A 20,301-nucleotide genomic window follows, 5' to 3' on the forward strand; every position below is an offset into this window, starting at 1 on the left:
TGTATAACCATAAACTAAAGTAACTTCAAACCTCCCTTTCCTGCGGAGGAGGGATGGTGGAGAGGTTTTTCCCGACTATGTCAACCAGAAGAGAATTCCTGAAAACCGCCGCTTTTGCCACACTTGGCTCAGGCTTGGCCATCAACAATGTATTTGCCGGAGGTAACGATCAACCTTCCTTGTTCAATGTGAACAGCCGTATGGGTGTCACTCCTAAAATGAAACTGCGTTTCTTTCCTTATGAACTGAAATTGCGTCACGTCTTCACCGTGGCCACATATTCCCGTACCACTACCCCTGACATTCAGGTAGAGATAGAGTATGACGGCATTATCGGGTATGGCGAAGCGTCCATGCCGCCTTATCTGCAACATGAGTTGGGTACAGTGGATAGCGTGATGGCTTTTTTGAAGAAAGTGCAGGATGTCATCGGACGGTTTGCCGACCCATTCCAACTGGAGGATATATTGGCTTATATCGATACGTTGTCTCCCGGCGACTCTGCCGCCAAGACGGCGGTGGACATCGCCCTGCACGACCTTGTGGGCAAGCTGTTGCAAGCCCCATGGTATAGAATCTGGGGATTGGACAAGGAAAAAGCTCCTTCCACAACTTTCACCATCGGCATTGATACGGCCGATGTGGTACGTGCAAAGACCAAAGAATGTGCCGAGCGCTTCAATATTCTGAAAGTGAAACTGGGGCGTGACAATGATAAGGAAATGATTGAAACCATCCGTTCGGTCACGGATCTTCCGATTGCCATCGATGCCAACCAAGGTTGGAAAGACAAACGATATGCCCTCGACATGATACATTGGCTGAAGGAAAAAGGCATTGTGATGATAGAGCAACCGATGCCCAAGGAACAGTTGGACGACATTGCATGGGTAACCGAACAAAGTCCGTTGCCGGTATTTGCCGACGAATCTATTCAGCGCTTGAAAGATGTAGCCCGCCTGAAAGGTGTCTTTACAGGTATCAATATCAAACTGATGAAATGTACCGGCATGCGCGAGGCTTGGAAAATGGTGACTTTGGCGCGCGCGTTGGACATGAAAGTGATGGTGGGGTGCATGACGGAAACTTCGTGTGCCGTCTCTGCTGCCGCGCAATTTTCTCCGGCAGTCGATTTTGCCGATTTGGATGGCAACTTGCTGATTGCGAACGACCGTTTCGAGGGCATGGAAGTGGTAAAAGGTAAGATTACGCTGCCCGACTTGCCGGGTATCGGGGTGGTAAAATTATAAAAGGAGATTATGAGAAAGCTGTTGTACATCGTATCTCTGTTCGTGTTGGTTTCCGCATGCAACACCAAGCAGGGGAGCAAGGGATACAATTGGGATGATGACCTGCACCAACGTCTGCTTGCTGATTTCTGTCTGACAGAGGCGCAAGTGAAAGATTATATTCGTAAATACATTCCCGACGTGACCGACGGGCAAATGCGACAGTGGGAAGATGTCAAGGCTTTGGAATACATGGTGCTGGATGGCGAGAAACGCTATTTCCGCAATGCAGGGCCTAATCTTTTTCGTATAGATTCCGTTTGCCGTGACATCAAGACGGGCAAGGAAGGAACAGCGCTAAGTGGCAGCGAGAAGGTAAATATGGAGAATCTGCCCGAAATTATCTCTGCCGTGAAGAAAGAGGCGAAAAAGCTTGTGGCGCCGAAGCGTATGCGTGTCACTTATACCTTGACGGTTGATACGAATGCCGTGCCTGCGGGGAAAATCATCCGCTGTTGGTTGCCTTATCCCCGTACGGACCAGGCACGCCAGCAGGATGTCAGGCTTATCTCTGCCAGTGAATCGGAATACGTATTGTCTCCGCAGGATTGTCGTCATACTACGTTGTATATGGAGCGGCGGGCTGTCGAAGGAGAACCCACAATCTTTTCCGAGACATTTGAATTTACTACATACGGCGAGTGGCACAACCTGAAGCCGGAAGACGTATTGCCTTATGATACTACAACCCCTCTTTATAAAGAATATACGGCCGAACGCGAGAAACATATCATCTTTTCGCCCCGCATGCGCGAACTTGCTGCCAGATTGACAGCCGGAGAAACCAATCCGTATCTGAAAGCAAAGCGCATCTTCCGTTGGGTGAACGATAATTTTCCGTGGGCCTCGGCACGAGAATACTCTACGATTGAGAATATCCCGGAATATGTGCTGGATAATCGTCATGGCGATTGCGGGCAGGTCAGTCTGTTGTTCATCACTCTCTGCCGTATCAGTGGCATTCCTGCACATTTCCAAAGCGGTTTCATGATGCATCCGAATGCATGGAATCTGCACGACTGGGCGGAAATCTACTTTGAAGGCATAGGCTGGGTTCCTGTCGACCAGTCATTCGGCATTCCTGCCTTTGCCCGTGATGCGGATGAAACGTATTTCTTTTTGGGTGGCATCGACTCTTGGCGCATGATTGTGAATACGGATTATGGCATGCCGTTGGTTCCCGCAAAGAAATATCCTCGTAGCGAGACGGTTGATTTCCAACGTGGTGAAGTGGAGTGGGAGGGAGGTAACCTTTATTTTCCGCAGTGGAACTATCACATGGATATTGATTACCTGAACTACTGAGATACAATATACTGTTTTTATGCACTATCTGTCAGTCTTTTAACAGTCGGCAATCGTGCATAAATGCTAATTTGTCAGTCTTTGCCGTTAATCGCTGTTAAGTCCTAAATATCCTCTGTTAAAAGAGAACAAAAAAGAGTGACAAGGGGAATAACAGAACGTTTTTTGTCGTTATTTTAACGTCGTAATGTTAAATGAAACCCGAATATTAACAGTTTAAAGAATAGAAATTAGTATGAAACAGACAACAAAAAACATTCTTGGAGTTGCGGCTATTGTACTCCTTAGTTCAGGAGTGGCCGGCATTACTACTTATAAAATGTTGAAGAGCGAGGCGTCGGTTGCCTCAGGTACGTTCGATGAAATGTTTGAGCAGAATCCTGATGTCCGGTTGGCTTCATATAGTGCCGCCGCTTTACAACCTGTTGATTTGACGCAAGCAGCCGAAAGTTCGATTCATGGTGTGGTTCATATCCGTTCTACCCAATCGTCCAAAGTTCAGGAGGTAGAAGTGCGCGACCCGTTCTTCGACTTCTTCGGTGACTTCTTTGGCAATCGTGGCGGAACACAGAAACGTCAGGTGCAGACGCCGGAGCGTACCGGTTTCGGTTCGGGCGTTATAATTTCCAAAGACGGTTATATCGTGACAAACAATCATGTGATAGCAGGTGCTGATGAAATCAGCGTGACGTTGAATGATAACCGTCAGTTTAAAGGGCGTATCATCGGCACGGATGAAGAAACGGATTTGGCATTGATTAAGATTGAAGGAGAAGATGATTTCCCCACTGTTCCGGTAGGTGATTCGGATGCACTGAAAGTAGGCGAATGGGTACTTGCGGTAGGAAATCCTTTTAATCTGACTTCTACGGTAACGGCCGGTATTGTCAGTGCTAAGGCACGCTCTTTGGGCATGGGGCAGGCAACCGGCAAACAGAGTATCGAATCGTATATTCAGACGGATGCTGCCATTAATCAGGGTAATAGCGGCGGGGCGTTGGTAAATGCACGCGGCGAACTTGTGGGCATTAACGCTGCTTTGTTTTCGCCTACAGGCTCAAATACCGGTTATGGTTTTGCCATTCCTACCAGTATAATGAAGAAAGTTGTGGCCGATTTGAAACAATACGGCACGGTTCAACGCGTGAAGCTGGGTGTGACGATAACAAGCCTTACGGAAGAACCGGGCGATACGCAAATGGCTGATAAGACAGGCAAGAAATTCAGCGATGTCAAGAAAGAGGCTCGCGAGAAGTTTGGCGTGGTAGACGGTCTTTGGGTACGTGAAATTATGGAAGGAAGTTCTGCTGCCGGTTCCGATATGAAGGTAGATGATGTGATTGTGGGTATGGAAGGTAAGGCTATTCATAAATTTGCCGACTTGCAGGAGTTGCTGGCCAAACATCGTCCGGGCGACAAAGTACAGGTGAAAGTGATGCGCGACAAGAAAGAGAAAACCATCTCGGTGACGCTGAAAAATGAACAAGGCACCACGAAAGTAGTTAAAGATGCCGGAATGGAAATTCTTGGTGCAGCCTTTAAACCGATATCAGACGCTTTGAAGAAACAGTTGAATTTGGCTTATGGCTTGGAAGTAACGGGTGTTACTAATGGCAAGATGGCCGATGCAGGAATCCGTAAGGGTTTTATTATCCTGAAAGCGAACGGTCAGTCGGTAAAGACGGTGGACGACTTGGAAAAAATCATGAAAGAGGCGAGAAAGTCACCTGAACAAGGTTTGTTCATCACCGGTATGTTCCCGTCAGGAAAACGTGCCATGTATGCCGTGGATTTGACTCAAGAATAAAGAAATAAAAGGTAAAGATTGTCAGGATACAAATAGGGTTAGAGCGAGAATTTACTAAAGAGGCTCTAATATTAGCGAATAAAACCAAAAAGAAGGTGTCGGCAAGATATTTGTCGACATCTTTTTTGTTATGATGGTTGAGATATAAATTAGGTAAAAAAGTGAAGATAAAATTATTGTAACAAAAGATTTTGTAGTAACTTTGCAACCCAAATCTGTTTTTAAGAATGAGACAACTTAAGATTACCAAAAGTATCACTAACAGAGAGAGTGCTTCTCTTGACAAGTATTTGCAGGAAATCGGTCGCGAAGACCTCATTACTGTTGAAGAGGAGGTAGAACTCGCTCAGCGCATCCGCAAGGGTGACCGTGTTGCATTGGAAAAACTGACACGTGCCAATCTGCGTTTCGTTGTATCTGTAGCCAAGCAGTACCAGAACCAAGGTTTGAGTTTGCCCGACTTGATTAATGAGGGTAATTTAGGACTGATCAAGGCTGCCGAGAAGTTCGATGAAACACGTGGTTTCAAGTTCATCAGTTATGCAGTATGGTGGATACGCCAGTCCATTCTACAAGCTTTGGCAGAGCAGTCGCGCATTGTGCGTCTTCCGTTGAATCAGGTAGGTTCGCTGAATAAAATCAGTAAGGCCTTTTCTAAATTTGAACAGGAAAACGAGCGCCGTCCGTCTCCCGAAGAGCTTGCCGAAGAACTGGAAATCCCTGTTGACAAAATCTCTGATACGTTGAAGGTGTCAGGACGCCACATATCGGTGGACGCACCTTTCGTAGAAGGAGAAGACAACAGTTTGCTCGATGTGTTGGTCAACGATGATTCTCCTATGGCCGACCGCTCTTTGGTGAACGAGTCTCTTGCGAGGGAAATTGATAGAGCTCTTTCTACGTTAACCGAACGCGAAAAAGAAATCATACAGATGTTTTTCGGTATCGGACAACAGGAAATGACATTAGAAGAAATCGGCGACAAATTCGGCTTGACCCGTGAGCGTGTACGCCAGATTAAAGAAAAAGCAATCAGAAGATTAAGACAAAGTAATCGTAGCAAATTGCTCAAATCTTATTTGGGATAAATAAGAAATATTGATTTCCGACTTATAGAAAGAATTAAAAACCGTGTGCTTTTCGGAGCATGCGGTTTTTTTCTTATCTTTGCCGCGATTGCTTGTTGATTTTTGTCAATAGCTTTCCGGTTTATTACTAAACTTTTAATTAATTCATGAAATACGTTCGCATACTTTGTGCCGTGGCTTTGGTTTTTGCATTGTGCCCGGCTTTTACAATGAAGAATAAAGAGAAGGCGGTATATGCCTTTGGAGTGGCTGCCTCTTTCAATGATTCAATTGTGTATTATACGGAAATCCAGTTGTTGGATAGTGTGGAATTAGACAAGAATGGTTTCTTGCCCAAGAGGGAGTTATACACATATCAGTTGAAGAATTATTTGGAAGCTGATTTTAAAAAGCCTGACTACACCTGTATGATTTATTTTTCCGAGAACAAAAAGAAGCTGGAAAAAGAAGCTGCCAAAGTGAAAGGGAAGTATAAAAAGAGTACAGGGTTGCTGCTTCAAGGGATAGAGCCTTCTGCTTTTAAGTTCAAGAAGCCTCAGGAATAATCCTTGTGTTTAAAACTCAAACGAATGATTATGAAATTTGATTTTCATCTTTTAATGGGAATATTCTTTTCCATCTTGTTGACCGGATGTGAAAAGAAGGAGTGTCCTGCTCCTCCGGCCGAGGGAAGCCGTACGGTGCTGGTCTATATCGTGGCAGATAAGAATGGTTTGGATGAAAATTACAATAACCAAGATTTTGCGACTAAGGATGTGGAGGAAATGATGGCAGGAATGAAATCTGTCGATTCCTCGCTTCATAACTTGTTGGTTTATTTGGATAATAACGATAAGCCCGTCTTGTTTCGCATACACAAAGACGGCAGTGGGAAAGTGACAAAGGAGATACTTAAAGAATATGATGAACAGGTGTCTACGGAAACACAGGTTATGAAAGAAGTGTTGAGCCGTGCTTTCCAAGAATATCCGGCTGATAGCTACGGGCTGGTGTACTGGTCGCATTGCGACGGATGGATTCCATATCCTTTGGAAATTCCCAGAACCCGTTGGATAGGGCAGGATAGGGGGAATGGTGATGACAGAATGAATATCTCCGGTTTGGTGGAAGTGCTGCAATTGGCTCCACACCTGGAGTTTATCATGTTCGACGCTTGTTTTATGATGTCTGTTGAGGTGGCTTACGAGGTACGCAAATATACTGATTATTATATGGGGTCGCCAACAGAAAATCCGGGGCCGGGTGCTCCTTATGACAGGATTGTGCCATTGATGTTTAAATCGAATGCTGCTGTCGGCATGGCTGAGGAGTATTTTAAGGCCTATAATGAGATTTATACAGGTGGTATCGGTATATCAAACGATAATTGGACGGGGGGGACTTCCATTACTGTTTTAAAAACGGCAGAGTTGGAGAAACTGGCGGCGGCTACAAAGCAGGTTTTGCAGAGCGGTATGGGTGTTTCGGAGCTTCGTTCCAAAGTGTTTGATTACGATAAACGTACTTCCATAAGTAGTTATGTCGGTTATTTCGATATGGTGGAAATGATGGAATATCTGACAGATGATGCCGGCTATCAGGCGTGGAAGCAGGCTTTTGCATCTGCCCTCGGTTATTGGAATACAACCGAAAAGAACTTCTCTATGTTCGTTGGACGAAAGTTCGATTCTATTGAAGGAATGTTCCCAATGCAACCCCGCGCTAATGGAGTGACGCACTACATTCCTTCCGAGTCTACCGCTTATGAAGTGAGGGCTGCCAATATAGCCTATCGCTCCACTGCGTGGTACGAAGCAGCCGGACTCTCCCTTCTTGGTTGGTAGCATGGCCTGCCGATTCTTTTCCGAGTGAGGGTAGTCTAATCTTTGTTCTTTTATAAAGAAATTCCCTGCTGATAATGAATGATTTACGCTTGTACAAGTGAGAGCCTACACTTGTACAAGCGTAACCTTATACTTGTACAAGCGTTGGCCTTCACTTGTACAAGTGCAAGCTCTCGCTTGTATCATCCTGCATTCTCCTGATATTTGGGCTGACGGTTGTGTATCCGATTTCTGCCTGAAATTGCTCCGACTACTGCTATTTCTTTTTCGGTTGCTTTTATTGGTCTCTCCCGGTTTTCGGTTGCTGAAGATGTACCGAGAGTGGGTTGCCGGATAAAAAGAGCAATGCTTCTTCTTATGAATAACGCCTCTTCTTCGTGTAGTCTTTTTTATTAATAACAAGCCTGTTAACATTATTTTCTATTGGAAATTATTTAATAAGAGGAATTATTCTTTCCTTTGCACAGTCAAACTTTAAAAGTGAAAAGAGAAGAGTATGAAATATGTAATTGTTGGCGGTGTAGCGGGTGGAGCCACAGCTGCCGCCCGATTGAGAAGAGTGGACGAAACGGCTGATATCCTCTTATTGGAGAAAGGGCCTCACATCTCGTATGCCAATTGCGGTTTACCTTATTATATAGGTGGTGTTATTGCTGAACGTGATAAGTTATTGGTACAGACACCCGAAGCATTCGGGAAACGTTTTCGCATCGACGTGCGCGTAAAGAATGAAGTGCTTGCAATCAATGCAAAGGCCAAAACCCTTACGATACGCAATGCCGACGGAAAAGAATATGAAGAAGCGTATGACAAACTGCTTTTGTCTCCGGGAGCGAATCCGGTGAAGCCTCCTTTGGAGGGCATTGAGTCTGAAGGCATCTTCACACTGCGTAATGTGGAGGATACAGACCGGATCAAGGCGTATGTCACAGGTAAGCAAGTGAAGCGTGCGGTTGTTGTAGGTGCCGGTTTTATCGGTTTGGAGATGGCGGAGAATCTGCATCATGCAGGTATAGCGGTCTCTGTGGTGGAGATGGGCAATCAGGTGATGGCTCCCATCGATTTTTCTATGGCGGCGCATATCCACCGACATTTGATACAGAAAGGCGTTTCTCTGTATCTCGAAGAGGGAGTTACGCATTTTCAACGTACGGAGCAGGGCATTATCGTATATCTGAAAAGCGGTAAAACGATTGCGGCCGATATGGTACTTCTTTCCATCGGAGTGCGCCCTGCCACGGCATTGGCACAACAAGCCGGATTGAAATTGGGCGAAACCGGAGGTATCTGGGTAGATGAACATCTGGAGACTTCGGAGAAAGATATTTATGCGGTGGGCGATGCCATCGAATATCCGCATCCTCTGACAGGAAAGCCATGGCTCAATTATCTTGCCAATCCGGCCAATCGTCAGGGGCGTATCGTGGCGGATAATATGGCGTTGGGCAATACTGTTTCATACGAAGGAGCAATCGGCACCTCTATTGCCAAAGTGTTCGATATGACCGTCGCTTCTACCGGACTTGCCGCCAAACGTTTGAAACAATGGGGAATGGAGTATCAAAGCTCGGTGACGCATTCTTCCTCTCATGCCGGTTATTATCCGAATGCGTTGCCTATAACGTTGAAACTGACTTTTCATCCCCGTACCGGAAAACTTTATGGTGCGCAATGTGTGGGCTATGAAGGGGTGGACAAGCGCATTGACCAAATTGCCGGTCTCATCAAACGGGACGGTACGGTATACGACCTCATGGAGACGGAACATGCCTATGCTCCTCCTTTCTCTTCGGCCAAAGACCCCATTGCCATTGCCGGATATGTGGCGTCCAACATTGTAGGCGGCGCCATGCCGGCCATCTCTTGGCGCGAACTGCTTGAAAAGAAAGAACAGGTAGTGCTGGTCGATACACGTACTGCCGAAGAATTCTCTTTCGGCACTATTCCGGGCGCCCTCAATATTCCTTTGGATGAAATGCGCGAGCGTCTTGCCGAGATTCCGGCAGACAAGCCCGTTGTGCTTTTCTGCGCTGTGGGATTGCGCGGCTACTTGGCACAACGCATTCTGATGGGGCGTGGCTATCGGAACGTGCGTAACCTGATGGGCGGTTATAAGACCTTTTCCACGGCGGTAGCTCCGCTTCCTGCACCTACGGCTTTGTCATCGGCTACTGTTTCTTCGTCGTTCGATGTGGTTTCGGCAGAGGCTTCTTCCGTTTCGGATACAGAGAAGAAAGTTCTGAAAGTCAATGCCTGTGGTCTGCAATGTCCCGGTCCCATCATACAAGTAAAGAAAGCGATAGACAGCATTGAAATTGGCGAGCGTGTGGAGATTGTGGCGACCGATGCCGGCTTTGCCCGCGATGCTTCGGCCTGGTGTGAGACTACGGGCAACAAGTTAATCGAGAACCGTGAGGAGAAAGGACGTTATACGGTGGTTATCGAGAAAGGCGATTCCGCTTGTGCATGTTCTTCCGGCGGATATGCAGGTGGGGGCAGAGGAAAGACGCTGATTCTGTTCAGCGATGATTTGGATAAGGCGCTGGCTACTTTTGTTTTGGCAAACGGAGCGGCGGCAACAGGTCAAAAGGTCTCCATCTTCTTCACGTTTTGGGGACTGAACGTTTTGAAGAAAGTGCAGAAGCCTCGGGTGCAGAAAGATTTCTTTGGCAAGATGTTCGGCATGATGCTTCCGTCCAGCTCCTTGAAACTGAAGCTGTCTCAAATGAACATGTTTGGTATGGGAAGCCGTATGATGCGATTCCTGATGAAACGCAAGGGAGTGGATTCTTTGGAGTCTTTGCGCAGGCAGGCCTTGATGCAAGGTGTGGAGTTCATAGCCTGCCAGATGTCTATGGATATGATGGGTATCCGGCGTGAGGAATTGCTGGACGAAGTCACCGTAGGCGGTGTGGCCACCTATATGGAACGTGCGGATAAGGCCAATGTGAATCTGTTTATTTAAAGGAGGAGATGATGGAAACTTTATGCAAAATTCGTGATGTTTATCGGGCCATTGCCGAGTTTGAGGTGCAGTTTATGCAGAAATACGATTTGTCGTTGAATGAGGGCATGCTGCTCTGTACCCTGTTAGAAGCACCTAAGCTCACTTCCGGAGAGATAGCCGAGACGTTGGGTTTGTCGGCTTCCAATACTTCCAAGGTGATTTGCTCCGTCGAGAAGAAGAAACTGATAGTCCGTCTCGTTGGCAAGGAAGATAAACGCCAGATGCGTTTCTCCCTGACGGCGGAAGGCCGGAGACGGATTGCCGACATCAAGAATGCCACCTTCAGCTTGTCGGATTTATTGCAGCAGGTGGTTAATCTTGTAAACAAACAATAGGAGGATAAGCCATACGGCTTTCTGAGTCGGTTTCAACTTGCCGGCACCGAGAGTTTCATTTGCTGAAACCGGCAGTTTCGCTTGCCGGCACCGGCAGTTTCACATGCTGAAACCGACAGTTTCGCTTGCTGAAACCGTCTGGAAAACGTCGGTATGACGGGTAAAAAGAATCATGTGCGGATATCCGGGACAATAGCTGCTTCACTCGTGGTGATACGGCCCTCCGTTCAGTATCGTCATTGCCCGATAGAGTTGCTCTACGAAGATGAGGCGCACCATTTGGTGCGAAAAGGTCATGCGCGACAAAGATAGCCTTTCGTGGGCAGCCCCATACACTTTTGCAGAGAACCCGTAAGGCCCTCCAATGATAAAGACCAGCCGTTTGTTCACGGTATTCATCTTGCGCTCCATATAGTCGGCAAACTCTGTGGAGCGCATTTCTTTTCCACCTTCGTCCAGCAATACGATGACATCGCCCGGCTGGAGGGCTTTCAGAATCAGCTCCCCCTCTTTTTCTTTCTGTACTTCCGCAGAGAGGCTCTTGGTGTTTTTCAGTTCGGGGATGACCTCCATTTCGAATGAGAGATAACGCTTGGTACGCTGTATGTAGTCATCGATGGCTGTTATAAAATGTTGTTCCACGGTTCGTCCCACGACGAGCAGAGTTGTTTTCATGTCGGTTCTGTTTTCTTGATTAGTGCACAAATTTAGTGCTTTTTTATTGTATTTTGAGACAAATGCTTACCTTTGCCTATCATAAGGTCTGTTTAATTCCTCCTTTTGAGGTTTTTGTCGGTTTCTCCGTGAGTTACTTTTCGGACGTAGAAACGGGGAAAAAAACTTTAATAAAGAAAGCTCATAAGAGTGGAATGGCGGAGAAATATAAGCAGCCTCTAAATACTTGTGAAAATGAAAAAACGGGTAATCTTTTTGTTGACCGGTCTCTTCATCTGGATCTCTTCGCTTATGGCGCAGGATGTTCCGGAGGGAGTGATTGGAGCTTTCAAGGAAGGGAGCGCTCAGGAACTTAACAAGTATCTGGGCGACAAAGTCGATTTGATTATTCTGAACAAATCGACTCGTACGGACAAGCAGACGGCGGAAGAAACAATGGCTGCTTTCTTTTCCAATCATAAGGTCAGCGGTTTTAGTGTGAACCATCAAGGTAAACGAGAAGAGTCGGGTTTCGTCATCGGTACGTTGACAACTGCCAATGGAAATTTCCGGGTGAATTGTTTCTTCAGAAAAGTGCAGAACAACTACGTTATACATCAAATAAGGATAGATAATACAAATGAATAAGGAAGAAGAATTGATTGACAGGCTGATAGACCTGGCCTTTGCCGAGGATATAGGCGACGGAGACCACACGACCCTTTCCTGTATTCCTGCCACGGCAATGGGAAAATCGAAGCTCCTGATTAAAGAAACCGGTATCCTTGCAGGCATCGAGATAGCCAAAGAAGTGTTCCGGCGTTTCGACCCCACCATGAAGGTGGAGGTATTCATCAACGATGGAGCCGAAGTGAAGCCGGGCGATGTACCCATGATTGTGGAAGGCAAGATACAGTCGTTGTTGCAGACGGAGCGTCTGATGCTGAATATCATGCAACGCATGAGCGGCATTGCCACCATGACCCGTAAATATGCCGAGAAGCTGAAAGGAACTCATACCCGCGTACTCGATACCCGTAAAACCACTCCCGGAATGCGCATTCTTGAGAAGATGGCCGTGAAGATCGGCGGTGGCGTGAACCATCGCATCGGCTTGTTCGATATGATTCTCTTGAAAGACAATCATGTGGACTTTGCAGGAGGCATCGATAAGGCCATTATCCGTGCCAAGGAATATTGCAAGGAGAAAGGCAAGAATCTGAAGATTGAAATAGAAGTGCGCAACTTCGACGAATTGCAGCAGGTACTCGACTTGGGCGGTGTAGACCGTATCATGTTCGATAACTTCACGCCCGAAATGACAAAGAAGGCAGTAGCAATGGTGGCAGGCCGTTATGAAACGGAATCCTCAGGCGGAATCACGTTCGATACCTTGCGCGACTATGCCGAGTGCGGTGTGGACTTTATCTCGGTCGGGGCACTGACTCACTCCGTCAAGGGACTGGATATGAGCTTTAAAGCTTGTTGAAAAGGCTATAAAAGCATTATTGTAGAACGAGAAGGAAACCTCTCATAAGGTTTGCAATACTGTGGCAAGCGCTTATGGGAGGTTTCTTTATCATTTGCATATATTAGAGTCTGTTTGAGTATCTCTTTTCGGCAATTTACGGCTTCATTAGAGTCTTCCCCCAAATGAAGCCGGGCAAAAATTAAAAAAGCTCTAACTTATTTTTGCATATTACATTGCAGCATTTCAGGAAATGCTGCGTCTAATTGACAAACGACGCAAAGAGCGTCCGTAAAAAAGGCACTGACGTTGGAAAATGAAATAGAACTGATAGAGGGCTGCCGGGCCGGAAAGGATTCTGCCCGAAAGGAGCTATACACCCTCTACTCCAAGCAGATGCTGGCGGTGTGCTACCGTTACACGGGCGACGTCGATGCGGCCCATGACGTATTGCACGATGGTTTCATAAAGATTTTCACCCACTTCACGTTTCGCGGAGAGTGTGCATTGAGCACGTGGGTGACAAGGGTGATGGTGACACAAGCCATAGATTACCTTCGGAGGCAGCAGCGCTTCGTCCAACTGGTGGTGAATGAAGAACATCTTCCTGACGTGCCGGACGATGCCGATTTTGCCGAAACCGGCAGCCATCTTTCCGAAGAGGTGTTGATGGAATTTGTAGCGGAACTTCCCGATGGATGCCGCACGGTGTTCAACTTGTATGTCTTTGAAGAGAAATCGCATAAGGAAATAGCGGAAATACTCCACATCAAAGAACATTCATCCACCTCGCAGTTGCATCGTGCCAAGTGTTTGTTGATAAAAAGAATTAAAGAATATGCTGAAAATGAGAGAAAATGATGAAATAACCGGTTTATTCCGTAACCGTCTTTCCGGTGCAGAGATGCCTGTGCGGGAGGGGTTTTGGGAAGAGTTGGAACGCGAACTGCCTCCGGCCTCTTTCAAGAAACAGATTCTTCTTTCTCCAAAGCACTGTCGCATTGCGGCCGCCGCATCGATTGTGCTCGTATTGGGAGCAGCCTCTGCCGCTTTTTGGTATTTCTCTCCTGAAGAAGAGATTAAGGAAGCCTTTACACAAGTTGCAGCCATGACACCGGAGGGTAGCCTGAACGGTGATGTGATACAAGAGAGCTTTCCTTCCATTCATCAGGCAACTCCTATGATGCCCAAAAACGGTATCAAGCAACCTACGGGTAGCGGCATTCCGGCAGGGTTGGCAGCACAAGCCGATGAAGAAGAAGCCGTATCCGTCCGCGTTTCCATCAGGATAACTCAGCGGGTTTATGGCAATGCCCGGCAATCAGGAAACGGATTCTATGACAATGTAAGTCCTGTGCAGAACGGAGCTTATCATACGGATACCGATGATACGGATATCGGTTCGGAAATAAATCATGCCGATGTTTCCGTGGAAGAAGCCGCACCGGCCAAGACCGAGGTAAAAAAGTACAATCGGGCGGTGAAAGTTGCTGTCGGCACTTCTTTGCCTAAAGACGACTTCCACATGCCGTTGACTGCCGGCATCAGTATGGAGGCTGCCCTGAATAAGTCCCTTTCTTTGGAAGCCGGTCTTCAATACAATCGTTTGGGAGGGGAGCATACATTGCATACGCTGGGAATTCCTGTGAAACTGAACATGATGTTGGCAAGTACTCCTAAAGTCGATTTATATGCTATGGTAGGTGGAGCGGCCGAGAAATGTATTGCCGGTGCACCGGATAATGGGTTTGAAGCAGAACCGGTGCAGTTGTCAGTCGTTGCCGGAGTAGGGGTGCGCTATAAAATGAGCGATCGTTTTGCCTTATTTGCCGAACCTTCCGTTTCCCATCATTTCGACACAGATTCGCAAAGCAGAACTTTACGCACGGAACGCCCCACTAATCTGAATCTGTTGTGCGGCGTACGTGTGACTTATTAATCTTAATACGATACAAATATGAAGACTCTATACCGCAAATTACATATACACAGTCAGTTTGTACTGTTTGTGTTTTTTACGCTTTCCGTTTTCTCTCTGTTCTCTTGCAGTAAAGAAACGTTGGACTATAACCATCCGAATGTCGACTTATTCGTAAAACAATTGAAGGCCGGCAAATATTCCACGCAAAGTCCGGACGGATTGAGCAGCATGCCCAAGTTTACTTCCGAAGACATAGAAGGCCTGTTGAAATATGTTGAAGACCTGACGGTGATACCTTCTTTCCCGTTGGCGCCGGTATCCTATTCGGCCGGCGGCAAGCTTCGCTTGGGCGAGTGCATTCTGTGGACGGTAGAAACCATCCGTCTCGGGCATAATGCTTCGATGGGATGCAAAATGGTGCATACGGATGCTGAGAATTATGAAGGCATCTACTTCCTCTCTGACGATGAAGTGCTGGATGCGGCCGCCCGTTATCGACGCTGGTGGGAAACACGGAAATATCCCAAAACCATGTGGACCGTCGATCCCTGTTATGACGAACCGCTTTGCGGGAGCGGATACATGTGGTGGTGATTTTCAGGTTCAATAGGTGTTGATATTATAAATCAGGTATTAGTAAATCAGGTTAGGTGAAAAGATTTCTACTCTTTGGGGGGCTGCTCGTTGTAGTGGCCTTCCCATTCTATGCCCAAAACTGGACGCCTCAAGACTCGTTGCGATTGCAGCAACTATTAAGAGGAAAGGGCGAGATAAAGCTGAATCCGGAGGTCTTGAAAGAGCTGGATGCCACTGCTCCTTTGAATAATCCGAAGGCCGAGACACATAAGTCGTGGATGGATTTTGACGCTTCTATGCCTGTTTTTCCGCGAGTGTCGGAACAGAAAGTGAAACTGACTCTTCGTCCTTATACAGCCAATACCCGATATAACTGGGATCCGGTTTACCAGAAAAAAATCAAGATTGATAAAAACACTTGGCGAGGGGATGAATTCTATGCACTCAAAACTCTCTTGATACCTACCAATTGGGCAAAGTCCCCCTTTGATGCCGGTCCGCGTGAGACCATAGAACAGATTGAAGCTACCGGTTTACGCTACCGGATGACAGAGCGGGCCAACAACATGGCAGTTGGCGGTTGGCAAGGCGTCTCAGGCAAACCGTCCGGTATTGACTTGATGACTCCTTTCACCAAAGAGTTTTGGGATTATAAAGGGCGTAAACGGCGTGCGCGTACGTTGGAGGTGTTGAAGAGCCTCTCTCTTCCTTCCTCTTTGCTTCGTAAGGAGGCGGAGTAGGCGGTATCTGAAACTGTTTTCTTGAAAGTATTATGAACCATTCCGTAGAAGGGCTTGAGGGGAAAACATCCTGCGGGCTTTTCTCTTTTTTTGTATTTCTCTTTTCTGAACTTTCTTGTTCCCTCTTTTGTTTTTTCTACAATAACTTTTCACAGTAATGGAAATGAACAGAGTGACCTCTCTTTTCGGAATACAATATCCGATAATTCAAGGCGGTATGGTGTGGTGCAGTGGCTGGAGATTGGCTGCTGCGGTGAGTAATGCGGGTGGTTTAGGACTGTTGGGTGCAGGCTCCATGCACCCCGATACGTTGCAGGAGCACATCAGAAAATGTCGTGCGGCTACCTCACGTCCGTTTGGTGTAAACATCCCTTTGATGTACCCTCAAATAGAAGAAATAATGCAGATTGTGGCGGACGAAGGAGTGAAGATTGTATTTACTTCGGCCGGCAGTCCGAAGAAATGGACCGACTGGCTGCACCAACGTGGCATTATTGTGGCGCATGTTGTTTCTTCTTCTCGTTTTGCCATGAAAGCAGAGGAGGCGGGCGTCGATGCCATTGTTGCCGAAGGTTTTGAGGCCGGCGGACACAATGGAAGGGAAGAAACCACTACCATGTGCCTCATTCCTGCCGTGCGTGCGGCTACTACGCTGCCGTTGATTGCAGCCGGAGGCATTGCTACCGGTGAAGCAATACTTGCCGCCCGTGTGTTGGGGGCAGAAGGAGTGCAGATAGGAACTCGTTTTGCTTTGACGGCAGAAAGCTCTGCGAGCGAGGTGTTCAAGGATTATTGTCTGCATCTGGAAGAAGGAGACACCCGTCTGCTTTTGAAGAAACTTGCTCCGGTACGCTTGGTACGTAACAATTTCCGTAGTGCAGTAGAGGCTGCTGAAGCAGCCGGTGCCACGGAGGAGGAGTTGCGGGTACTTTTAGGCCGCGGTCGTGCCAAGCGAGGCATCTTTGAAGGCGATCTTGAAGAGGGCGAACTGGAGATTGGGCAGGTATCTGCTTTGCTTCAAGGTAAAGGAGTGCAGTCTGTCGCGGCAGTCATGCAAGAACTGGCGGAAGAGAGCAAGCGGGCATGGGAGAGAATGAAGGAGATGTTTTAGAAGAGGTATGGAGTGATATGGAATACACGGATTAGCCATAGAATGATGCTAATCCGTGTAGTTCCGTGGATTGTTTTCCCGTTTTGGATTTATATCACTAACGGCTCATATTTCAGTCCGAACACATCTGCCACCGCTTTATAGGTGACTTTGCCTTCCACAACATTTACTCCCAATGCCAATGCCGGGTCGTCCTTGCAGGCTTGTTTCCATCCTTTGCATGCCAAGTCCACGGTATAGGGCAAGGTGGCGTTGGTCAGTGCCATGGTAGATGTAAAAGGTACGGCGCCGGGAATATTGGCTACTGCATAATGCACAATGCCGTCTATCAGATATGCGGGGTCGCTGTGCGTGGTTGGGTGGGAGGTCTCGAAACATCCACCTTGGTCGATGGCAACGTCCACCAGCACAGTGCCCGGTTTCATCAGCTTCAGCATCTCTTTAGTGATGAGATGGGGCGCTTTGTCGCCGGGAATGAGAACAGAACCGATGACGAGGTCGATATTGGGCAATTCCATTTTGATGTTATGGGTGGAAGAATAGAGCGTTTTCACGTTCTTGGGCATTACTTCGCTGAGATAGCGCAAGCGAGGCAGGTTGATGTCGGCAATCAAGACTTCCGCTCCCATGCCGGCAGCTATTTGTGCGGCGTTGGTTCCTACAATGCCTCCACCGAGAATAAGCACACGTGCCGGACGTACTCCCGTCACACCCCCCATCAGTTTTCCTTTTCCGCCTTGCGGTTTCTCAAGGAAGCGTGCTCCCACTTGGGTAGCCATGCGTCCTGCCACTTCACTCATGGGAGTGAGCAATGGCAGAGAATGGTCTTCTTTCTCTACGGTTTCGTAAGCAATGCAGATGGCACCGCTTTCAATCATGGCTTCGGTCAATAATTTATCGGCGGCAAAGTGGAAGTAAGTGAATACTACCTGTCCTTTTTTAATCAGTTTGTACTCCGGTGCAATGGGTTCCTTTACCTTGACAATCATGTCGGCTATGGCATACGTCTCCTCAATGGAAGGTAAGGTCTTTGCACCTACGGCGATGTAGTCATCGTCAGAGAAACCGCTGTTTGCGCCTGCTGAGGCTTGCACATACACTGTATGACCACGTTTCACCAATTCGGCTACTCCGGCAGGGGTCATTCCCACGCGGTTTTCATTGTTTTTGATTTCTTTAGGTACTCCGATAATCATGACCTTAGAATTTAAGGGTTAAACATGGCGCAAGATAGTGATTTCTCGGTTTCGGTGTCATCGCAGTGTTTATGTTTTTTAGCAGAAACTTCATGGGGTCGATGACGCAGCTTCTCTGTATTCATCGTCATTATCCGTACATATATACCGCAAGGTAGGCGGTGCCTATTTTAAGTCGTCTCCTTGGCCTATTATTTTCTATAAGCAATGTAGGCTGTGAGAACTATTCTTTTTATCTTTGTGGCATTAAGTGATAAAATATGAAACATCCTATACTTCTCTTTTTCTTCTTTTTGATTACCGGGCTGCAAAGCGGATATGCTCAGGAAGCGCCTGTTGCAAATAAGGTTATTTTTGTTCCTCCGTTTGATTTTCCCATTACTTTCTCCGGCAATTTCGGTGAGATACGCGCCAATCACTTCCACGGAGGGTTGGATTTCAAGACTCAAGGCACCGTCGGTAAGCCGGTGCGTGCATTGGCGGACGGGTATATTTCGCGAATCCGCGTCAATCACGGTTCGGGGTATGTGCTCGATGTTGTCTATGACAACGGATATACTACCATCAACCGTCATCTAAGTGCCTTTGTGGGCGATGTGGCTCGCAGGGTAGAGAGCCTGCAATATGAGAAAGAAAGCTGGGAGGTGGAGATTATTCCCGAACCGGATGAATATCCTGTGAAGGCAGGACAGGTCATTGCTTTGAGCGGTAATACCGGATACTCTTTCGGACCGCATCTCCATCTGGATATGCTCGAAACAAAGACGGAAGAGTACATAGACCCGCTTCCCTTTTTCATGGATAAGGTGAAGGACAATACGGCGCCGCGTGCCGAGGGCATCATGTTGTTTCCCCGGCCGGGCAAAGGTGTGGTGGAAGGCAAACAGACGAATCAGGCTTTTCCGGCGCGGCCGATGAAGCCGATTACTGCTTGGGGAGTGATAGGTGCAGCCATCAGCGCTTACGATTACATGGACGGGGTGCATAATAAATACGGTGTAAAGAACGTTATCCTGGAAGTGGACGGCAAGGAGGTATTCCGTAGTGTGGTAGACCGTTTTGCATACGAAGAAAATCTCTATATCAACTCGTGGACGCACGGGCGGTATATGAAGTCGTTCATCGAGCCGGGCAACCGTTTGCGCATGCTCCATGCCTCCAATGGCAACCGGGGGTTGATAAATATCGACGAGGAACGTCCCTATCGGTTTGTCTATACATTGAGCGATGCGCAGGGCAATACCTCCAAAGTACGTTTCATCGTGCAAGGCAAGAAGATGGAGATTGCACCGGTGAAACACCGTGAGAAATATGTTTTCAAGTGGGATAAGGTGAATTACCTGCAAGAACCCGGTCTGGAGCTTGTAGTTCCTAAAGGCATGCTTTATGATGATGTGTACTTGAATTATGCCGTACGGGCCGATAGCGGTGACGTGGCTTTTACTTATCAACTGAACGATACTCCTGTTTCCATGCACGGGACTTGCGAACTGCGTATCGGGTTGCGTCGCCGTCCGGTGGAAGACATAACGAAGTACTACGTGGCAGGTGTTACGTCGCGTGGCGGGAAATACGGCATTGGCGGTAAATACGAAGACGGTTTCATGAAAGTGCGTGTTCGTGATTTGGGGACGTACACCGTAGCGGTAGACACCGTGCCGCCCGAAATCATTCCGCTCAATAAGCCTCAATGGGCACGGACGGGGTGCATCACTTTTAAGGCTAAAGACAAGGAAACGGGCATCGGCGCTTATCGGGGTACGATTGACGGCAAATATGCTTTGTTCGGCAAACAGAATTCTATCAACGGACACTTGATTTGTGAACTCGACCCCAAGCATGTGAAAAAAGGAGGCAAGCATGTGGTCGAGATGACGGTGACCGATGGTTGCGGCAACCAAACCACCGAACGGTTTGAATTTGTCTGGTGATGAGCGGCCGGTTTTTGTTCTGAATAGAGAATCAACATTATAGTAACAAT

At 47.4% G+C, this 20,301-nt stretch carries 18 protein-coding genes; 16 read left to right on the plus strand and 2 right to left on the minus strand.

All coding sequences use genetic code 11. The features are described from left to right. Nucleotides 1–77: 77 nt before the first annotated feature. The 8 genes from C3V43_RS13190 (at nt 78) to C3V43_RS13225 (ending at nt 10,654) form a co-directional block, all read left to right on the plus strand. Nucleotides 78–1,250, plus strand: a complete 1,173-nt coding sequence (locus tag C3V43_RS13190) for a dipeptide epimerase (protein WP_106070157.1) — start codon at nt 78–80, stop codon at nt 1,248–1,250. Between the two features lie 9 nt (nt 1,251–1,259). Beyond that, nucleotides 1,260–2,594, plus strand: a complete 1,335-nt coding sequence (locus C3V43_RS13195; RefSeq protein ID WP_106070158.1) for a transglutaminase-like domain-containing protein — start codon at nt 1,260–1,262, stop codon at nt 2,592–2,594. Nucleotides 2,595–2,829: 235 nt separating this feature from the next. Next, a complete protein-coding gene (locus C3V43_RS13200) occupies nt 2,830–4,401 on the plus strand; it encodes a trypsin-like peptidase domain-containing protein (RefSeq protein WP_106070159.1) in 1,572 nt (523 codons plus the stop codon). Nucleotides 4,402–4,628: 227 nt separating this feature from the next. Beyond that, a complete protein-coding gene (locus C3V43_RS13205; protein WP_106042788.1) occupies nt 4,629–5,489 on the plus strand; it encodes a sigma-70 family RNA polymerase sigma factor in 861 nt (286 codons plus the stop codon). 146 nt (nt 5,490–5,635) lie between these two features. Further along, entirely contained in the window at nt 5,636–6,034 is a 399-nt protein-coding gene (locus tag C3V43_RS13210) for a hypothetical protein (protein WP_106042790.1), read from the plus strand. A 30-nt stretch (nt 6,035–6,064) separates the two neighbouring features. After that, complete coding sequence (locus C3V43_RS13215; RefSeq protein ID WP_106043464.1) at nt 6,065–7,312, plus strand: clostripain-related cysteine peptidase; 1,248 nt, start codon at nt 6,065–6,067, stop codon at nt 7,310–7,312. Between the two features lie 496 nt (nt 7,313–7,808). After that, complete coding sequence (locus C3V43_RS13220) at nt 7,809–10,277, plus strand: FAD-dependent oxidoreductase (RefSeq protein ID WP_106070160.1); 2,469 nt, start codon at nt 7,809–7,811, stop codon at nt 10,275–10,277. Nucleotides 10,278–10,288: 11 nt separating this feature from the next. Next, on the plus strand, nt 10,289–10,654 hold the full coding sequence (locus C3V43_RS13225; RefSeq protein ID WP_106070599.1) for a MarR family winged helix-turn-helix transcriptional regulator: 366 nt from the start codon (nt 10,289–10,291) through the stop codon (nt 10,652–10,654). A gap of 201 nt (nt 10,655–10,855) precedes the next feature. Here C3V43_RS13225 and rlmH read toward each other — a convergent pair whose 3' ends face one another. Continuing rightward, complete coding sequence (gene rlmH, locus C3V43_RS13230) at nt 10,856–11,329, minus strand: 23S rRNA (pseudouridine(1915)-N(3))-methyltransferase RlmH (RefSeq protein ID WP_106070161.1); 474 nt, start codon at nt 11,327–11,329, stop codon at nt 10,856–10,858. 234 nt (nt 11,330–11,563) lie between these two features. Between rlmH and C3V43_RS13235 the strand changes: the two genes are divergently transcribed. The 7 genes from C3V43_RS13235 to C3V43_RS13265 all read left to right on the plus strand — a co-directional run bounded on the left by C3V43_RS13235 (nt 11,564) and on the right by C3V43_RS13265 (nt 17,124). After that, complete coding sequence (locus C3V43_RS13235; RefSeq protein ID WP_106070162.1) at nt 11,564–11,956, plus strand: DUF4783 domain-containing protein; 393 nt, start codon at nt 11,564–11,566, stop codon at nt 11,954–11,956. Further along, nucleotides 11,949–12,797, plus strand: a complete 849-nt coding sequence (gene nadC / locus C3V43_RS13240; protein ID WP_106070163.1) for a carboxylating nicotinate-nucleotide diphosphorylase — start codon at nt 11,949–11,951, stop codon at nt 12,795–12,797. The genes C3V43_RS13235 and nadC overlap by 8 nt, the downstream gene beginning before the upstream one ends. 288 nt (nt 12,798–13,085) lie before the next feature. Further along, a complete protein-coding gene (locus C3V43_RS13245) occupies nt 13,086–13,637 on the plus strand; it encodes an RNA polymerase sigma factor (RefSeq protein ID WP_106070164.1) in 552 nt (183 codons plus the stop codon). After that, nucleotides 13,624–14,715, plus strand: a complete 1,092-nt coding sequence (locus tag C3V43_RS13250) for a putative outer membrane beta-barrel protein (RefSeq protein ID WP_106070600.1) — start codon at nt 13,624–13,626, stop codon at nt 14,713–14,715. Before C3V43_RS13245 ends, C3V43_RS13250 begins: the two co-directional genes overlap by 14 nt. A gap of 18 nt (nt 14,716–14,733) precedes the next feature. Beyond that, nucleotides 14,734–15,291, plus strand: a complete 558-nt coding sequence (locus C3V43_RS13255; protein WP_106070165.1) for a DUF4943 family protein — start codon at nt 14,734–14,736, stop codon at nt 15,289–15,291. Between the two features lie 56 nt (nt 15,292–15,347). Then, entirely contained in the window at nt 15,348–16,013 is a 666-nt protein-coding gene (locus tag C3V43_RS13260; protein ID WP_106070166.1) for a DUF4858 domain-containing protein, read from the plus strand. A gap of 163 nt (nt 16,014–16,176) precedes the next feature. Further along, on the plus strand, nt 16,177–17,124 hold the full coding sequence (locus tag C3V43_RS13265; RefSeq protein WP_106070601.1) for an NAD(P)H-dependent flavin oxidoreductase: 948 nt from the start codon (nt 16,177–16,179) through the stop codon (nt 17,122–17,124). 89 nt (nt 17,125–17,213) lie between these two features. Here C3V43_RS13265 and ald read toward each other — a convergent pair whose 3' ends face one another. After that, a complete protein-coding gene (ald, locus tag C3V43_RS13270) occupies nt 17,214–18,320 on the minus strand; it encodes an alanine dehydrogenase (RefSeq protein WP_106070167.1) in 1,107 nt (368 codons plus the stop codon). Nucleotides 18,321–18,580: 260 nt separating this feature from the next. Here ald and C3V43_RS13275 point away from each other — a divergent pair, with 260 nt between their 5' ends. Next, nucleotides 18,581–20,251, plus strand: coding sequence for a M23 family metallopeptidase (locus C3V43_RS13275; RefSeq protein ID WP_106070168.1), 1,671 nt, complete (start codon nt 18,581–18,583; stop codon nt 20,249–20,251). Nucleotides 20,252–20,301 lie beyond the last annotated feature (50 nt).

The sequence above is a fragment of the Prevotella heparinolytica genome, from assembly GCF_002998535.1.
GTDB classification, from domain to species: domain Bacteria; phylum Bacteroidota; class Bacteroidia; order Bacteroidales; family Bacteroidaceae; genus Bacteroides; species Bacteroides heparinolyticus.

Coding starts and splice junctions, on each gene's coding strand:
- C3V43_RS13190 (WP_106070157.1), top strand. CDS start 78: ATGTCAACCAGAAGAGAATTCCTGAAAACCGCCGCTTTTGCCACACTT.
- C3V43_RS13195 (WP_106070158.1), top strand. CDS start 1,260: ATGAGAAAGCTGTTGTACATCGTATCTCTGTTCGTGTTGGTTTCCGCA.
- C3V43_RS13200 (WP_106070159.1), top strand. CDS start 2,830: ATGAAACAGACAACAAAAAACATTCTTGGAGTTGCGGCTATTGTACTC.
- C3V43_RS13205 (WP_106042788.1), top strand. CDS start 4,629: ATGAGACAACTTAAGATTACCAAAAGTATCACTAACAGAGAGAGTGCT.
- C3V43_RS13210 (WP_106042790.1), top strand. CDS start 5,636: ATGAAATACGTTCGCATACTTTGTGCCGTGGCTTTGGTTTTTGCATTG.
- C3V43_RS13215 (WP_106043464.1), top strand. CDS start 6,065: ATGAAATTTGATTTTCATCTTTTAATGGGAATATTCTTTTCCATCTTG.
- C3V43_RS13220 (WP_106070160.1), top strand. CDS start 7,809: ATGAAATATGTAATTGTTGGCGGTGTAGCGGGTGGAGCCACAGCTGCC.
- C3V43_RS13225 (WP_106070599.1), top strand. CDS start 10,289: ATGGAAACTTTATGCAAAATTCGTGATGTTTATCGGGCCATTGCCGAG.
- rlmH (WP_106070161.1), bottom strand. CDS start 11,329: ATGAAAACAACTCTGCTCGTCGTGGGACGAACCGTGGAACAACATTTT.
- C3V43_RS13235 (WP_106070162.1), top strand. CDS start 11,564: ATGAAAAAACGGGTAATCTTTTTGTTGACCGGTCTCTTCATCTGGATC.
- nadC (WP_106070163.1), top strand. CDS start 11,949: ATGAATAAGGAAGAAGAATTGATTGACAGGCTGATAGACCTGGCCTTT.
- C3V43_RS13250 (WP_106070600.1), top strand. CDS start 13,624: ATGAGAGAAAATGATGAAATAACCGGTTTATTCCGTAACCGTCTTTCC.
- C3V43_RS13255 (WP_106070165.1), top strand. CDS start 14,734: ATGAAGACTCTATACCGCAAATTACATATACACAGTCAGTTTGTACTG.
- C3V43_RS13265 (WP_106070601.1), top strand. CDS start 16,177: ATGAACAGAGTGACCTCTCTTTTCGGAATACAATATCCGATAATTCAA.
- ald (WP_106070167.1), bottom strand. CDS start 18,320: ATGATTATCGGAGTACCTAAAGAAATCAAAAACAATGAAAACCGCGTG.
- C3V43_RS13275 (WP_106070168.1), top strand. CDS start 18,581: ATGAAACATCCTATACTTCTCTTTTTCTTCTTTTTGATTACCGGGCTG.